Below are 15,479 nucleotides of genomic sequence, written 5' to 3'. Positions count from 1 at the left end.
TGACCGTGCCGAAGTTGCACAGCTTCGGCACGGTCGACGGCGATAACGGCACGGTCGACGGCAAGGTGTGGATGTGGAACTGACACTGGTCTGCGTACTGGCAGTCATCGCGATCGTGGGCGTGGCGGTGTTCTCGGGACGGCTCGGTGTCGCGGCGCCGTTGTTGCTGGTCATCGCGGGTGTGGGGCTCAGCTTCTTGCCTGGGGTGCCGGACGTGGAGATACCACCGGAACTCATCTTGGCGGGTGTACTGCCGCCGTTGCTCTATTCGGCGGCGGTCAACATGCCGGCCCAAGATTTTCGACGGAACTTCAAGCCGATCACCGCGCTCGCGGTCCTGCTCGTTGTAGTCACCACGCTGGGAACGGGCTGGTTCTTCCACGCGCTGATCCCTGACCTGGGGTGGCCCGCGGCGTTTGCGCTCGGAGCGGTGATCAGCCCGACCGACGCCGTCGCGGCGACCTCGATCGGTAAGAAGCTCGGGCTGCCCTCCCGCGTGGTCGCGGTCCTCGAAGGGGAGGGACTGGTCAACGACGCCTCGGCACTGGTCTTGCTGCGCTCCGCGGTCGCCGCGCTCGGCGGTTCGGTATCGCTCTGGGGTGTGGCCGGCGACTTCGTGTTCGCTGTTGTCGTCGCCGTGGCGATCGGTTTGGTCGTCGGTTATGTCAACGTCCGGGTCCGCGGTCTGCTCGACGACCCGGTCCTGACCACCGCCATCTCGCTGGTCGTGCCGTTCATCGCCTACCTGCCCGCCGAGGAGGCCGGGGCCTCGGGTGTGCTGTCCGTCGTGGTCGCGGGTCTGGTGACCGGGCATCAGGCCTCCCAGCATCTGGGGGCCCAGGACCGGATCGCGGAGGCGATCAACTGGCGGACCCTTGCGTTCCTGCTTGAGGGCGCGGTGTTCCTGTTGATGGGACTCGAGCTCAAGAAATCGATCGACGATGTCCGGGAGAGCTCCTTCAGCACCTGGCATGCGGTCGGGCTCGGACTGCTGGCCGCAGCCATCGTGATCCTGCTGCGGATCGTCTTCGTCGCACCGATGGTCGCGCTGTTGCGCCGCGACACCCGACGGGCCCACGAGTCGATCCCGCGTCTGGGCAAACTGCGGGCCAGGCTCGACGCCCGCGAGCCCGACGACGTACTCACCGAACGACGGCTCCGCCACCTGCAGACCCGGATGACGAGGGCGTCGGCCGACCTCGCCTTCAAACTCAACGAGACCCTCGGCTGGCGCGGCGGTGTGGTGCTCGGCTGGGCGGGCATGCGCGGCGCCATCACCGTGGCTGCCGCACAGACACTGCCGTCGGACACCCCGCACCGACCCCAGCTGATCCTGATCGCCTTTGTGGTGGCCGCGACAACGCTTCTGCTGCAGGGGTTCACATTGCCTGCGGTGATCCGGATGGCGAAGGTCGCACCCGACGATCAAGGCCGTTTGCGTGGCGAATACGAGCAGCTGGTCGCGGAATTGAGGGAGGCCGCAGTCGAGGCATTGCACGACCCCGCAGTGGTCGGCACCGGTCAGACCAGGGTGCCCGAGGCCGTCATCGAGATGGTCCGCAGCGACAGCATTGTCGGACGCGGACGCATACAGAGCGATACCGAGGTCGAACAACACGGACGCGCCGAGTACTTCCGGGTTCGGATGGCGGTGCTCGCCGCCGAACGAAACGCGCTGCTCCGGGTCCGCAAGCTGGGGGTGTTCAGTTCGCAGGCGCTGACCCACGCGCAACACCTGCTCGACCTCGAAGAGGCCCGGCTCGAACAACTCAACATCGACGAGTCGGAATAGCCCGGGCTCAACCGATCACGACGCGCTTGACCCGATCGTCGCCGGGTCGCGGGATGCCGCGGCCGTCGGTGTTGTTGGTGAGAAACCACAGCGAGCCGTCCGGTGCCACGGCCACATCGCGGAGTCGGCCGAACTCGTCGACGTACCACTCGTCGGCAGTGGTGGGTTCGGCAACCGGAATCGCGCGCAGCCGTTCACCTTTCAGGTTGGCCACGTAGATGGTGTCACCGGCGATCGTCATACCGCTGGGGCTGGCGTCGTCGGGTCGCCACTGTTGAACGGGATTGATATAGCCGTTGTCGGCCGCATCGCCGATGCCCTCGACCTGCGGCCAGCCGTAATTGCCGCCGGGGCGAATGATGTTGAGCTCGTCCCAGGCATCCTGGCCGTATTCGACCGAGAACATGGTGCCGTCGTCGGACCAGGCCAGTCCCTGCACATTTCGATGACCCAGTGACCAGACCGGACTTCCTGCGGTCGGGTTGTCCGCGGGGATGGTGCCGTCGGGGTTCAGGCGCAGGATCTTGCCCGCCAGGCTCGACGGGTCCTGCGCATTCGGCCGGTCCTGTGCGTCGCCGGTGGTGATGTAGAGCATGTCGTCCGGACCGAACGCGATGCGTCCGCCGTTGTGGGTACGTCCACCGGGGATCCCGACGATGACGTCGGCGGGTTCGCCGAGCCCCAGACCGCCCGCGGACCCGGTCAGTGGGTACTTCACCACGCGGTTGTCGCCGTCGTTGCCGGTGAAATAGACGTACAGCTCGCTGTCGTGGACCGCGAGCCCGAGCAGGCCGCCCTCACCGGCCGGTGCGACGTCGCGGACCGCCCCGACCACGCGGGTGCCGTCGCCGACGATCTCGAGGATGTTGCCGGTGTCGCGCTCGCTGATCAGCGCAGCGCCCTGGGTGAACACGATCGACCACGGCGCATCGAGGCCGGTCACGATGTCTTCGGGTGTGCCCGGGGCCACCGAGAGTCCGACGTCCACGGAGGTCGGGGCGGGCGTCTGCGGCGATGGTCCCGAAGTCTGGGTGGTATTCGAGGCCTCGCTGCTGCACGACGCAATCAACGTCGCCCCGGCGAGGGACAGGAGTACTCGGAGCTGAAAGCGCACGACGGTCTCCCCACGGTGGGTTCGCTGTTGTCCGGTTCACGCTACGTGCCGGGTCGGTCCCGCACGCGCCGAACCGTGCAGCGGTCAGTAACTGGCGTTCGGATCGACCGATGCCAGCATGTTGTCGCCACCGGCCGCGAACCGCCGCAGGTTCTCGGCCACCCAGGGCGCCAGGGTCCGGGTCAGGCCCGACGACGGATTCGCCACGTGTGGGGTGATGATCACGTTCGGCAGATCCCACAGCGGATGGTCGACGGCGGGCGGTTCCGGATCCGTCACGTCGAGGGCCGCGCCGGCGATCTCACCGGCGTTCAGCGCGGTGTACAGCGCAGCTTCGTCGACGAGAGGTCCGCGCGCGACGTTGACGATCCAGGCATGCGACGGCAGCGCCGCGAGGGTGTCCGCGTTGATCATGTGCCGCGTCTCGTCGGTGGCGGGTGCGGCCAGGACGACGTGATCACACCGCGACCACACCTCGCCGCGACGGCTCGACGGCAGCGTGTCGATCGCCCCGTCGACCGGCCGCCCGGAATGGTTGACGGCCAGCACATCTGCGCCGCAGGCCCGAAGACGCGGGATCAGCGACCGGGCGATCCCACCGGCGCCGATGATGGCCACCGTGGACCCGTGCAGCGAACGGACCGCGGTGTCGATCGCCTCTTTGTCCCAGTGGCGTTGCACCGCAACATTGATTTGCCGGAGCCCCGCCAACACCAGTGCCAGGGCATGTTCGGCGACATTCTCGGCATAGAAACCCGACGCGTTGGTCCAGATGCGTTTGTCGTCGAGAAGCCCTGCGTTCAAGAACGATTCGATCCCCGCGAGCCGCAGCTGAACCCACTCGATGTGGTCCGGCAGAGGCGACGGGAAACCCTCGACGTTGCCGGTCCACACCAGGGCGCGGGCATCGGCGAGGTCGACGATCTCCCCGCCGGCCGAGGTGATCGCCTCGGCCAGGAAGCGATCGTGGTCGGGGATCAGGGCAACCGGAACAGGTGAGGTACTCATTGTCCTTCTTTCAGCTTGCGGGCAGCGCTGGTGGCGAGTTCGTCCGCGATCTCGTTGTAGTGGTCGCCGGAATGTCCTTTGACCCACCTCCATTCGACCTGGTGCCGGGCACATTGCGCGATCAGTTCACGCCACAACTCACTGTTCTTCACCGGCTTCTTGTCCTTGGTCAGCCAACCGTTGGCCTGCCAGCCCGACGCCCACTTCATGATTCCGTTGCGGACGTAAGTGCTGTCGGTGTACAGAATCACCGTCGAGGGTTTCTTGACGGCCTCGAGCCCCTTGATGGCTGCGGTCAGTTCCATCTTGTTGTTGGTGGTGTCGGGCTCGGCGCCGGAGATCTGCTTCTCGTGTTCCTTGTACCGCAGGACGGCACCCCATCCACCCGGCCCGGGATTGCCGAGGCAGGCGCCGTCGGTAGAGATCTCGACGGGTGTGGTCATGGTGTGATCGTCTCTGACATGGCAGAAAGGCTACCGTCGGCGTAGCACCGATTAATGCAGGAGGTTGGCCGTGGCAGTGTTCGACGTTCGCGCTCTCGAAGTGCCCATCGCGGGGGCTCCGATGGCCGGTGGTCCGAGTACTCCGCAGCTGGCGGCGGCGGTCACCGAGGCGGGTGGACTCGGGTTCCTGGCCGGGGCGTTGCTGTCTGCGGACAGACTCGCCGACGACATCGCGGTGGCCCGCTCACTGACATCGGGTCCGCTCGGGGTGAACCTGTTCGTGCCACAGCCGGACGTCGGGAAGCCCGCGGAGATCGCCGCCTATGCGGAGGAACTCGGGGCGTTGGCCCGGCACTTCGGCGTCGACCTCGGTGAACCGAGATATACCGATGACGACTACGCACGGAAGGTCGAAATGCTCCTCGACCTGCGGCCCGAGGTGGTCTCGTTCACGTTCGGATGTGCCGATGCCGGCGACATCGAGCGGTTCGGAGGCGTCGGGGTCGCCACGCTCGGGACGGTGACGACCCAGGCCGAGGCGAAGGAGGCCGTCGCCCGGGGTGTCGATGGTCTGGTGGCGCAGGGTCCCGCCGCCGGCGGTCATCGCGGCACCTTCGACCCATTGGCCCGGCCGTCCACCGATTCGCTGGAGACCCTGGTGGTCGCGGCGTGTGCGGTCAGCGATGTGGTGGTCGCGGCCGGTGGGATCAGCACGCCGGAGGCGGTCACGACGATGCTCGGCCTCGGTGCGGTCGCCGCGCAGGTGGGCACCGCATTGCTGCTCAGCGACGAAGCCGGGACAAACCCGGTGTCCCGGGCCGCGCTCACCGATCCGCAGTTCACCGCAACCGCCGTGACCCGCGCTTTCTCCGGGCGTTACGCTCGCGGCCTACGCAATCGGTTCATGCAGAACCATGATCAGACCGCGCCCCTGGCGTATCCCCAGATCCATTATCTGACGGGACCTCTGCGGAAGGCCGCGGTCGCCGCGGGCGATCCACACGCGACCAATCATTGGGCGGGCACCGGTTTCCGGCAGACCCGTCCGGGTTCGGCCGCCGACATCGTCGCAGCTCTGGCCGGTCGTTGACTATTGCCCGTCGATCGAGCCCGCGGTTCCGCCGAGGGCGTGACCGCGGTTGATCTCGTGGCCGTGCTCGCCGGCTTCGTAGACCGCGGCCTGTTTGCGCAGTTCCTCGGTCTCGCCGATGGGTTCTGCATCTTCGAAGGGGAACGTCATCAAGACCTCGCTCGGATTGGTATCTGACCGGTGCCTCCACGGTACGTCCCCGGCCGGGTTCAGCGTGGCGTGATCTCGATCAGGATGGCGGTACCGTCCACCGACAGGGCCTGTTCACTGTGGTGGATGAGGAGGCAGTCGTCCGGGTATGCGATGAGGTCGTCCGCGGAGATGCTTCCCGAGATGACGAACGTTCCGGTGATGACGTCGGGATCGGTGGTGAACGGCCGGCGGCCGTGGCCGGGCAGTGATGTCACGGAGATGTCGGTGGAGTTGTGCCGCGCCATCACGTTCAGCGCCCGGGTGTGCCCGTGCGGAAGGCACTGCGGCGCGGTGTCGTCGGCGAACCGATAGGGTTTGAGCGGTTCGACCTCTACGGTCGAACCCGAAAAGTCCAGCACCACACCGTGTTCGCCGATGATGGTGAAGATGCGGTCGAATCCGTCGAACGCCGAGAAGGCGGACGGGGCCGCCGGCAGGTCGGCGACGCTGATGCGCCAGATGGGTGCACCTGAAGCGTCGGCCAGGAGTGCGATCTCCTCCGTGATCCCGGCTCCGTTCTCCCAGGGAACCTGGACGCGATCGGTTGACTGAACGAGCATGATTGCCATTGGGGATACCGGCTTTCTGGTGGTCGGGGTGTGGAGGCGCAGGACTCGTGGCCTCTCCGCGTCAGGTGGGACGCAGCAGTGGTGGGTGGAGCAGGGCGGCGCCGCCGACGGTGTACAGCGCGGCGGGGCGACCGCCGTCGCGGCCGGTCATGGCCCCGGTCGGCCGGACGAAATCCGGGGCGCCGGTCACCTTGCGGTGGAAATTGCGGGGATCCAGCGTTCGGCCCCAGACGGTTTCGTACACCCGGCGCAGTTCGGCGACGGTGAACTCGGGCTCACAGAATGTCGCGGCCAGCGGCGTGTACTCCAGTTTCGATCGGGCACGTTCGACGCCGTCGGCCAGGATCTCGTTGTGGTCGAACGCCAATGACGTTGAACGGCCGGATGTTCCGAGGACGGCTTCGACCGGGTGCAGGGCTGCGGTGGCAGCGTCGGATCCGGCCACCGGAACCGGCGTCCGCGGAGTCAGAGCCAGATATGCGGTGCTGATGACCCGGCCCCGGGGATCGCGACCGGGGCGACCGTAGGTGGCCAGCTGTTCGAGGTGGACGCCGCTGCGCCCCACGCCTGTTTCCTCGAGTAGTTCCCGGTAGGCGGCGTCGGGTAGGTCTTCGTCGTCGTGGACGAATCCGCCGGGTAACGCCCACTCGCCCAGGTGCGGTTCGATGCCGCGGCGGACCAGCAATGCGCACAACTGACCCTCGTGGATGGTCAGCACCACGAGATCGACCGAGGCCGCGGCGTTCAACCAGAAATCGGAAGCCATGGCCCCACTCTAATCGTCATCTTGACGATTAGTGCCGACCAGGGTTATCGTCACTTTGACGACAACAACCGAGGTCGTCGAGAACGACAAGAGGAAGGCCGGGTCATGGCTGACATCAAGAAGGCAATGTTCCTGCGGCACATGAGGTGCGCGCCGAACATGTACATCGAGCACACGGCCAAGGCGAAGCTGGTGCACTCGGGCCTGGCCCAGGCGTTTTGGTTCCGGCCGCTGAACGCGTCGGTCAGCGAGGTCCCGGTCGATGACCAGCAGCTCCCCCTGTTGTTCCACGCCCGAACCGTCGACTTCCAGGACCTGACCGTCCAGGCCACCGTCACCTACCGGATCGTCGACCCGCACACCGCGGCCGGCCGGATCGACTTCGGGATCGATCCCGACGAAGGGGTGTGGCGGGCCAGGCCCCTGGATCAGCTGGCCGGTCTGCTCACCGAATCGGCACAGCAGCACGCTCTTGACCTGTTGGCGGGCACCCCGCTGCGGCAGGCGCTGGCCGACGGCGTGACGCCGGTGCGGGAACGGGTTGCGGCCGGGTTGCTCGCCGACCGACGACTGGCCGAGACCGGCCTGGAGGTGGTCGATGTCCGGGTGGTTGCGCTGCGGTCGGAGGCGGAGATGGAACGGGCGTTGCAGACCCCGCTGCGCGAACAGGTGCAGCAGGAAGCCGACCGGGCCACCTATGAACGACGTGCGGTGGCGGTCGAACGGGAACGGACGATCACCGAGAACGAGCTGCAGAGCCAGATCGAACTGGCGCGCCGCGAGGAACAGCTGGTCGACCAGCAGGGACGTAATGCGCGGAAGCGGTCGACGGAGGAGGTCGCCGCAGAGAAGATCCGAGCGGAGGCGGACGCGCAGCGTCAGGAACTGCTGGCGCAGACCCAGGCCGAGGCCACCCGGGTGGTCGGGATGGCGCAGGCCGAGGTGGATGCGGCAGCACTGACGCCGTATCGCGACCTGGACCAGGCCATCGTGCTGGGGCTGGCCCTGAAGGAACTGGCCGCGAACCTGCCGGAGATCGGGACGTTGAACCTGACGCCCGATGTGCTGACTCAGGTCCTCGGCCGGCTTGCCACCGAACGCAATTGACACCACCGACCCGAAAGGACATCGACGATGGCACTGGCACCACGGGCGGTGGCCGTATACCGCCGCACCGAACTCGACGAATTGCTCGCCACACACGGAACTCGTGGCCAGGCCGCGTTCTTCCTGAAGTCCCGTGGACGCCACATCACCGGAGTGCAGGCCCGCCACGATGCGGTCGAGCGGGCCCGCACCCGGGTCGACGCGGCGATTCCGATGGATTGGCGCCGCGGTCAGGTCGAGCGAAGCGACCTGAGCCGCTTCGTCTTCGGTGAGGAGGATGTGGTGGTGGTGGTCGGGCAGGACGGGTTGGTGGCCAACGTCGCAAAGTACCTCGACGGTCAACCGGTGGTCGGGGTGAATGCCGAACCGGCCATGAACCCCGGTGTGCTGGTGAATCATCGGGCCCAGGACGTCGAGGAACTGCTGGGCCGGCCGGAGGCATTCGACCGGGTCACCCGGTGCACGATGGTCGAGGCCGAACTCGACGATGGGCAGGTGCTGCGGGCACTGAACGAGATCTACATCGGACACCCCTCGCACCAGTCGGCCCGCTACCGCATCGACGTCGGTACGGCCCGGGAACGCCAGTCGTCTTCCGGGGTGCTGGTGGGCACCGGGACCGGTGCCACGGGATGGTGTCAATCGGTCTGGCTCGAACGCCGCAGCCGGCTGGTTCTGCCGACGCGTCCGGCCCCGGAACTCTGCTGGTTCGTTCGTGAGGCCTGGCCGTCACCGGCCACCGGCACGGACCTCACCGAGGGGTTGCTCGATGACGGTGACGAACTCGGGATCATCGCCGAATCCGATCTGGTGATATTCGGTGACGGCATCGAATCCGATGCCCTGACGGTCTCCTGGGGGCAGCGGGTCACGGTGCGCCGGGCACGGACGTCGCTGCGGCTGGTGAATTGATCGTCGACTTCGCGGGTGCTCGATGGCTCTCTCGACGCGTCTCACGCAAAGCGGCAAACCACGACACTGCGGTTGACCGCTTGACCATGTGCTTGCCTCGTTTCACCGAACGGGACAGTCGCCGCGTGCTGGGGTAAGGTACCGAGTAAGGGTTCGAAACCAGGAGCCCGTCTGAGCGTTCGCTCCAGGCACCGCGATCTTCGATTATTTTCGGAGAAGATGTCGCATGTATTCAGAACCGGTGGCCGTGAATGCTACGTCAACACTCGTCCATCGAGTTTCCCGTCTTTACTTCTGCAGCGGCGGTTCGGTTTTCTCCTTTCGTGCATGTTTCAGGTTTTGCGTTCAACCGGGTCAAAAGGCCGTGTAAAAACTGCGTGCCGACATATGTCAGAAAAGTTGAAGGGCTCAAGTAATGAGCACAAGTAATGTCGAAGTCTGCAAATTGCTCGCAACCACCGCTCTAGAGATCAGTGAACAGTTACCGGATTCGCCGATCAGCGCGCTCGATGAACTCATCTCGAGATCAGTTCAGCACCTTCCTGAGGTGGACTACGCCGGGGTCGTAGTGATCGAGCGCAGCGAATATGCTGCCACGCTGACAGCCACCCACGAGTATCCGCGAATTTTGGATGCGCTGCAGCAAAAACACCGTGTGGGCCCCGCTTTTGCGGTGGCGAACGGGCGCGAAGATTATTACATCAGCGATTTGGGCGCTGAGCGGCGGTGGCCCTCGTTTTGTGCCGACGCGCTCGTGCAGACACCGATTCGGTCGATCGCGTCGTTCCGATTGCTCACCACCCGAGACACCGTCGGTGCTCTGACCCTGTACGCCGACGCTGTCGGCGGCTTCGATCAGCACACTCTCGATCTGGGATACATCTTTGCCACCCATGTGTCGAGCGTGTGGGGTGCGGTGCAACGCGGTGAACAGTTTCGCCTCGCCCTAGCGCACCGCGACACCATTGGACAGGCCAAAGGCATGATCATGGAACGCTTCGACGTCAACGCCGATCAGGCCTTCGATTTGCTTCGGAAATTGTCTCAGCACAACAACATTCGGCTCTATGAAATCGCTTGCAAACTCATCGAGATCGACCATCCGACCAGTCCCGTCCGTACGGCCGAGTCGAACGCCTGAGTGCGCGTTGTCGACCCATTGAGGTTCTCCCCGAAACAGTAGTGGACACCGAGGTGGCGCGATAATCGGTTCCGTTCGGAGGATCTTCACCTGTCGCCGGCCGAGCAGGCCTCCGTCGAGGCCGCTTGCGAACGCGCGTGATCCAGTGCAGCCTTTGTGATCTGACCCACGCTCTGGTTTGGACCCGCGACGAACCGGTTACATCCACGAAAGCGTTGAAGATTAGCGCCCCGTTCACGCGGGGGGTTTGTTCACGCGTCCCCCCAGCATCTGTCTCAACCTGGGGGAGTCTCATGCCCAAAGCAATGCATTTGCTGTCCGCACCCGTTGTCGAACTGACGAACTCAGCTCTCCGAGAGCGCAACAATGCAGTTGCGCTGCCGACCTACACCCGAAGCGACCTCGTGCCATCAATAGTGCACATCGGCGTCGGAGGGTTCCACCGAGCTCATCAAGCGGTGTATCTCGATGAGTTGGCCAGTCGTGGGATCAGCTTGGACTGGGGAATCGTGGGTGCCGGGCTGCACGGAAGAAGCATGAAAGATGCTCTGGCACCGCAGGAGTGGCTCTACACGGTGGTAGAGCGTGGCGCTGACCATGAGCAGGCCAGGGTTGTCGGGTCGATGATCGACTACGTCTACGCTCCGGAAGAGTCACGCAAGCTGCGCGACCGGCTTGCCGATCCCCGTGTACGAATCGTCAGTCTCACCATCACCGGAAACGGGTACCATCTTGATGCGCAAACCGGTGACCTGGACGACAGGTGCCCCGAAGTCATGGGCGATCTCCGCGGTCCGGAACACTTCACCACAGCGATCGCCTATCTGGTTGACGCACTCGATCGCCGCCGCCGCGCGGGAACGCCGCCGTTCACGGTGTTGTCCTGTGACAACATCCCAGACAATGGTTCGGCAGCACGCACAGCTGTGGTCTGCTTCGCGGAGCTGAGAGACCCTGCGCTTGCTGTCTGGATCGCGCGGAACGTGTCGTTTCCGTCCACGATGGTCGATCGCATCACGCCGAAGAGCGCACCGGCTGACAAAGCGATGGTGGAGCGGAATTTCGGGATCGTCGATCGGTGGCCGGTCTTGGCAGAGCCGTTCTCCCAGTGGGTGATCGAGGATGACTTCTGTAACGGCAGGCCGCCTCTGGAAGAGGTGGGTGTCGAGTTCGTCTCCGACGTTTCACCCCACAAACTCGCCAAGACTCGGCTGTTGAACGGAACTCACTGCGCTCTCGGGGTTGTTGGCGCTCTGCTTGGTCATGAGACCACCGACCAGGCGATGAATGACTACCTTGTCAGTGGCTACGTCGAGCAGCTACTTCGGATCGAGCTCTCGCCGTTGATTCCCGCTGTCGACGGTTTGGACTTGGACGAGTACTGCGGCACTTTGATGACACGACTCGCGAATCCGAAGATCGGCGACCGCCTTTCGCGATTGCGAGCGCGCGGTTCGACGAAGTTTCCCTCGTATCTCCTTCCGTCGCTGCAGGAGGCCCGCGCAAGGAATTGTCCAAGCGGGCTCCTCATTGTTGCCGTCGCCGCCTGGATGCGGAGTCTGCGGGGCACAGATCTACAGGGGAGAACCTTGGAGATCGAAGACGCGCGCGCTGACGAGCTGCGCTCGCTGGCACCGGCCGGAAGCGATCCGAGGTTGCTCCTGGGGATGAAGGACGTCTTCGGATCGCTCGGAAACGATGTGGCGTTGGTCGAAGACCTCGAGGCCACCATCGAAGCGATTGACCACCACGGACTCCGCAGCGTGCTCCGACGCTCGGCATACCGATACGAGACAGGCGCGTCAGCATGAGTGCAGTGGCAGAGGAATTGGTTCTTTTCGTCGATTTCGACGTCGCGGCGATCGAAACACTGCTGTGTGACGCCGACGGGAATCTTTTCCCGTCGGAGGAGCCGGCATTCGACGCATCGACCGAGGTCACCAACGATATGTTGGCTTCGCATGGTGTGGTCAGGCGGTATACCTCCACCGAGCTCCGTCTTGCCACGACGGGCAAGAACTTTCGGAGTACGGCACGGGAGCTGTTGAAAGCCGGCGGAGTGGACGCACCGGCAACCGACGATCTCGAGAACTGGGTCCGTATCGAGCGCACCAAGGTCACCGAGCACCTCGCAAAGACGCTGCGCCCGGATGCTGATGTCCGCGAACCGCTGCGGCAGCTCGGTGTGCACTATGGATTGGCTGCGGTGAGCTCAAGTGCCTCGGTACGCCTGGATGCGTGCTTTGAAGCCGCTGAACTCGATCAGCTGTTCCCCTCTGGAGTTCGCTTCAGCGCCGAAGACTCGCTCCCACGGCCGGTGAGTAAACCCGATCCGGCGATCTACAGACATGCAGCCGCAGTTCTCGGAATCGAAGGGCCACAAGGGCTCGCGATCGAAGATTCGATCCCCGGCGCACTGTCAGCCGTGGGTGCGGGATTCGCCACCGTCGGCAACATCATGTTCGTTCCTGAGTCTGAGCGGGAAGAACGGATCGGTGAGCTGCGAGAGGCAGGAGTCAGCGCCGTCATCAACTCGTGGGACCAATTGCTGCGCTATCTGACGTAGGGAAAACCCATCGAGTACGTCCATGGGCGCTGCCTGCGCTATCCCGTCTGCTCCCATCGCAACGGATCAGACCGTGCCCACAATCTGAACCGCAGCGCGCAGGGCGCGACGTTCTCGAGTCCATGCCATCCTGCCCGCGGGCGTCACCGCGTAACCACCCCGATCAGTGCAGTGGTTCGGGCGCACGAGACCTTCCATCGCCAGCTCCGTCAAGACCTTGTCGATATCGCTGCGGCGCACACAATATCCACGGGCGACGAGTTCATCGAATATCTGCTCGCGAGTGATCTCGACGTCGACCGGGTGAGTGAGAGTATGCAAGCGCACAACGATCAGATCATATTCATACATGAATGCCTCCCGGGCACACGCGGCATTTGGCTCGATTGATGCTGGGTCTGTGAGGACGGCGAACCAGCAGTGGTCGTCCACGTGATTACCTCGGCGACTGGAGTGGCTACGTCAACCATCGCGATCATCGCGCACTTGGTGAGGTCGTTGGGTCTCGGTTCAGGAGGTGGGCCGGTGGCGGCGGTGTCAACCGCCGCCACCGAAAGCTGCACTCAGTCGATGGCGTCTTTGATCTTGCCCATCACGCCCTTTTCGGTACCGAGCGCCGGGCTGGCCGGGGCGCCTTTGGAGCCGTCATAGGTCGCGAACAGCTTGGGGTCGGGCGCCGGCGCTGATGCCTTGTCTCCCAATGGGACAGGGTCGGCGTTGAAGCCCATCTGATGTATTCCGTCCGGAGCCAGACGATTGGCCCAGCCGCCGGTGGCGGCGAACTCGCCATCGGACAGATGCCACAGATCAGTGGCGTGTTCCGAATACTCTTCATCGAGCAACGAGTCTGCGACGATGACGTTTTCCAGGCCGTCGGCCTGCAGTTCCTCGATCGCCGCGAGCCACAGATTCTGATGATGGGTATCGCGGGCGAGGTTGAACTTCAGCATTGCCTTGACGCCCGGGTCATCGGTCATGTTGTACAGGCGGGCGGTCTGAACGCGACTCTGGGCTTCAGCGGCCACGTTGGAGCGGAAGTCGGCCAACAGGTTACCGCTGGCCTGCACGTAGCGGCCATTCCACGGGACCCCATTGCTGTCTGCGGGAAGCGCTGCACCGCCGGCGATGATCGCCTGCTGAGGATCCATCCCGCCGAGCACTGCGGCAACCACCGGATCGCCGGCCGCTGCTTTGGCCGTGTCGGTGGCCGGGGCGCCTTCGAGCAGACGCGCAATCATGACCGTCAACATTTCGACATGACCCATCTCCTCGGTGGCGATGTCCATGATCATGTCTTTGTACTTGCCCTCGATCCGGCAATTCCATCCCTGGAACAGGTACTGCATGGTCACCGTCATCTCGCCGGCTGCGCCACCGACAAGTTCCTGGAGTTTACGGGCATATACCGGGTCGGGCTTTTCCGGCTTTACATCGAATTGCATGTAATCGGTGTGCTTGAACATGATGGCTCCATTCGAATTGATCTATTTGGAGGTGATTGATCTGTCTGGGATACCCGCACATCTGGAGGCACCGATGGGACGCAACAGAGACGTGGCGTCGTCACAGACGGCACATCTCCGCTCGCACACAGCACCGCGCCACAAGGAGTCCAGGGCGCCCCATCGGGGACGGTGCTTCAAAGGGATTCCCCCACCTATACGCACTTCAAACATGCACTGCCTGTCTCCATGACCATGGATAGTCCCGGTGGTGGCCAGGTTGAGGTCCTCACCGGTGCCATCCGAGCCAAGACATCGCCGGGCTGCATCACATCGCGTGACGCAGTCGGTGCACGGGCGGGACCAGTTCGAAAGAGATGAAAGTACCTGTCCCACCATGTATCCGGCGATGTCCGCGGATAAGAGGCTAGGTTGCCATGTCGACGATGATCGCCTCGGCAGATGAGTGCCACGGGAACTCGGCTGGAGAGTGGGCGACGCGGGGATGGACGCACACGCCGGACATAGAAGTGCGCCGACCTGGGACATCCCAACCATGTTCTGTGGCAACCCGTTCGGCGTCTGTGCGGCCGGACCAGCTGGTCATACCCATCGAACCGGTGGGTAGTGCGTTGTCAATTCACACTGTCCGGTCGATGGTCGCGGGTCGGCGTCCCAGGATCAGGCCCAGAGCGATCATGCCGACTCCCAGGCCGAAGTGCAGCCAATCATCGGCCGAGTTCACCGGGATGAAATTGGCGCCGGAGTCCTTGTCGATGACCAATCCGTATATCCACAGCACGAGGTAGATCGCCCCGCCGACCAGCAGGTACAGGCGGGCGCCCGACGCTGTTCGAGCCAAGATGAGCCCCACGACACCGAAGACCAGGTGTACCAAGTTGTGCAGGATCGATACGTGGAAGATCCCCAGGAGTTTGGCCGTGGAGTGATGTCCCGCGAAGTCGAGAGTGTCGTAATCGGTTGTGATTCCCGGGATGAAACCGAGGATCCCGACCACCACGAACACTGCAGCCACGACGAGCGCGGCGAGCTCAACTGCGGTACGGGACGTTCGTCGAGTAACGGTCATGATTTTGCCTTTCAGAGACTGAACCACCGACAGCGGACGGCCCCCGGGTATCGCATACCGGGGGACCCATCTCGCGCAACGTTGCCTTCTGAACGTTGAAAAACATCAATACTGTTGCTGTGCCAACGATCTGGTCGTCGGATGATCCGACCGGAACAGGCACTCCCGGGAGAGCGCCGATCGCGGCGGGTCCGGGGTAGCGCCCGCATATCTGGAGGCGCCGAGGCTGGTGGGAGAGATGTGGTGG

At 64.2% G+C, this 15,479-nt stretch carries 16 protein-coding genes; 7 read left to right on the top strand and 9 right to left on the bottom strand.

What is annotated here, in order from left to right; genetic code table 11:
* Nucleotides 1-73 precede the first annotated feature (73 nt).
* Entirely contained in the window at nt 74-1,792 is a 1,719-nt protein-coding gene (locus AC51GR_RS08445) for a cation:proton antiporter (protein WP_496324186.1), read from the top strand.
* Between the two features lie 7 nt (nt 1,793-1,799).
* Here the strand turns inward: AC51GR_RS08445 and AC51GR_RS08440 are convergent, their stop codons facing one another.
* From AC51GR_RS08440 to rnhA, 3 genes are all read right to left on the bottom strand, one after another.
* A complete protein-coding gene (locus AC51GR_RS08440) occupies nt 1,800-2,906 on the bottom strand; it encodes a PQQ-dependent sugar dehydrogenase (RefSeq protein ID WP_496324185.1) in 1,107 nt (368 codons plus the stop codon).
* A gap of 84 nt (nt 2,907-2,990) precedes the next feature.
* A complete protein-coding gene (locus AC51GR_RS08435) occupies nt 2,991-3,914 on the bottom strand; it encodes a D-isomer specific 2-hydroxyacid dehydrogenase family protein (protein ID WP_496324184.1) in 924 nt (307 codons plus the stop codon).
* A complete protein-coding gene (gene rnhA, locus AC51GR_RS08430; RefSeq protein WP_496324183.1) occupies nt 3,911-4,357 on the bottom strand; it encodes a ribonuclease HI in 447 nt (148 codons plus the stop codon). The genes AC51GR_RS08435 and rnhA overlap by 4 nt, the downstream gene beginning before the upstream one ends.
* A 70-nt stretch (nt 4,358-4,427) precedes the next feature.
* Between rnhA and AC51GR_RS08425 the strand changes: the two genes are divergently transcribed.
* Nucleotides 4,428-5,447 carry a nitronate monooxygenase gene (locus AC51GR_RS08425; RefSeq protein ID WP_496324182.1) on the top strand — a complete coding sequence of 340 codons (1,020 nt, stop codon included), beginning with the start codon at nt 4,428-4,430 and terminating at the stop codon, nt 5,445-5,447.
* Here the strand turns inward: AC51GR_RS08425 and AC51GR_RS08420 are convergent, their stop codons facing one another.
* The 3 genes from AC51GR_RS08420 to AC51GR_RS08410 all read right to left on the bottom strand — a co-directional run bounded on the left by AC51GR_RS08420 (nt 5,448) and on the right by AC51GR_RS08410 (nt 6,974).
* Complete coding sequence (locus tag AC51GR_RS08420) at nt 5,448-5,597, bottom strand: hypothetical protein (RefSeq protein ID WP_482136344.1); 150 nt, start codon at nt 5,595-5,597, stop codon at nt 5,448-5,450.
* Between the two features lie 59 nt (nt 5,598-5,656).
* Entirely contained in the window at nt 5,657-6,199 is a 543-nt protein-coding gene (locus AC51GR_RS08415; RefSeq protein ID WP_496324181.1) for a HutD family protein, read from the bottom strand.
* A gap of 70 nt (nt 6,200-6,269) precedes the next feature.
* Complete coding sequence (locus tag AC51GR_RS08410) at nt 6,270-6,974, bottom strand: NUDIX hydrolase (RefSeq protein ID WP_496324180.1); 705 nt, start codon at nt 6,972-6,974, stop codon at nt 6,270-6,272.
* A 105-nt stretch (nt 6,975-7,079) separates the two neighbouring features.
* Between AC51GR_RS08410 and AC51GR_RS08405 the strand changes: the two genes are divergently transcribed.
* The 5 genes from AC51GR_RS08405 (at nt 7,080) to AC51GR_RS08385 (ending at nt 12,700) form a co-directional block, all read left to right on the top strand.
* The gene (locus tag AC51GR_RS08405) at nt 7,080-8,081 is read left to right on the top strand and encodes an SPFH domain-containing protein (protein ID WP_496324179.1); all 1,002 of its coding nucleotides are present in this window, start codon (nt 7,080-7,082) and stop codon (nt 8,079-8,081) included.
* A gap of 27 nt (nt 8,082-8,108) precedes the next feature.
* Nucleotides 8,109-8,993, top strand: coding sequence for a diacylglycerol kinase catalytic domain-containing protein (locus tag AC51GR_RS08400; protein WP_496324178.1), 885 nt, complete (start codon nt 8,109-8,111; stop codon nt 8,991-8,993).
* Nucleotides 8,994-9,408: 415 nt separating this feature from the next.
* Nucleotides 9,409-10,134: a GAF and ANTAR domain-containing protein gene (locus AC51GR_RS08395; protein ID WP_496324177.1), complete on the top strand. Its 726-nt coding sequence runs from the start codon at nt 9,409-9,411 to the stop codon at nt 10,132-10,134.
* Between the two features lie 293 nt (nt 10,135-10,427).
* On the top strand, nt 10,428-11,945 hold the full coding sequence (locus AC51GR_RS08390) for a mannitol dehydrogenase family protein (protein WP_496324176.1): 1,518 nt from the start codon (nt 10,428-10,430) through the stop codon (nt 11,943-11,945).
* Nucleotides 11,942-12,700 carry an HAD family hydrolase gene (locus AC51GR_RS08385; protein ID WP_496324175.1) on the top strand — a complete coding sequence of 253 codons (759 nt, stop codon included), beginning with the start codon at nt 11,942-11,944 and terminating at the stop codon, nt 12,698-12,700. The genes AC51GR_RS08390 and AC51GR_RS08385 overlap by 4 nt, the downstream gene beginning before the upstream one ends.
* 66 nt (nt 12,701-12,766) lie before the next feature.
* Here the strand turns inward: AC51GR_RS08385 and AC51GR_RS08380 are convergent, their stop codons facing one another.
* The 3 genes from AC51GR_RS08380 to AC51GR_RS08370 form a co-directional block, all read right to left on the bottom strand.
* The gene (locus AC51GR_RS08380; protein ID WP_496324174.1) at nt 12,767-13,132 is read right to left on the bottom strand and encodes a hypothetical protein; all 366 of its coding nucleotides are present in this window, start codon (nt 13,130-13,132) and stop codon (nt 12,767-12,769) included.
* Between the two features lie 131 nt (nt 13,133-13,263).
* Complete coding sequence (locus AC51GR_RS08375; RefSeq protein ID WP_496324173.1) at nt 13,264-14,163, bottom strand: manganese catalase; 900 nt, start codon at nt 14,161-14,163, stop codon at nt 13,264-13,266.
* Between the two features lie 619 nt (nt 14,164-14,782).
* Nucleotides 14,783-15,232 (bottom strand): DUF4383 domain-containing protein, encoded by a 450-nt coding sequence (locus AC51GR_RS08370; RefSeq protein ID WP_496324172.1) that lies wholly within the window; start codon nt 15,230-15,232, stop codon nt 14,783-14,785.
* Nucleotides 15,233-15,479 lie beyond the last annotated feature (247 nt).

It is taken from the genome of Williamsia sp. z71 (genome assembly GCF_059553375.1).
Note: the sequence above shows the minus strand (reverse complement) of the source record. Positions and strands in the feature narration are given on the sequence as shown.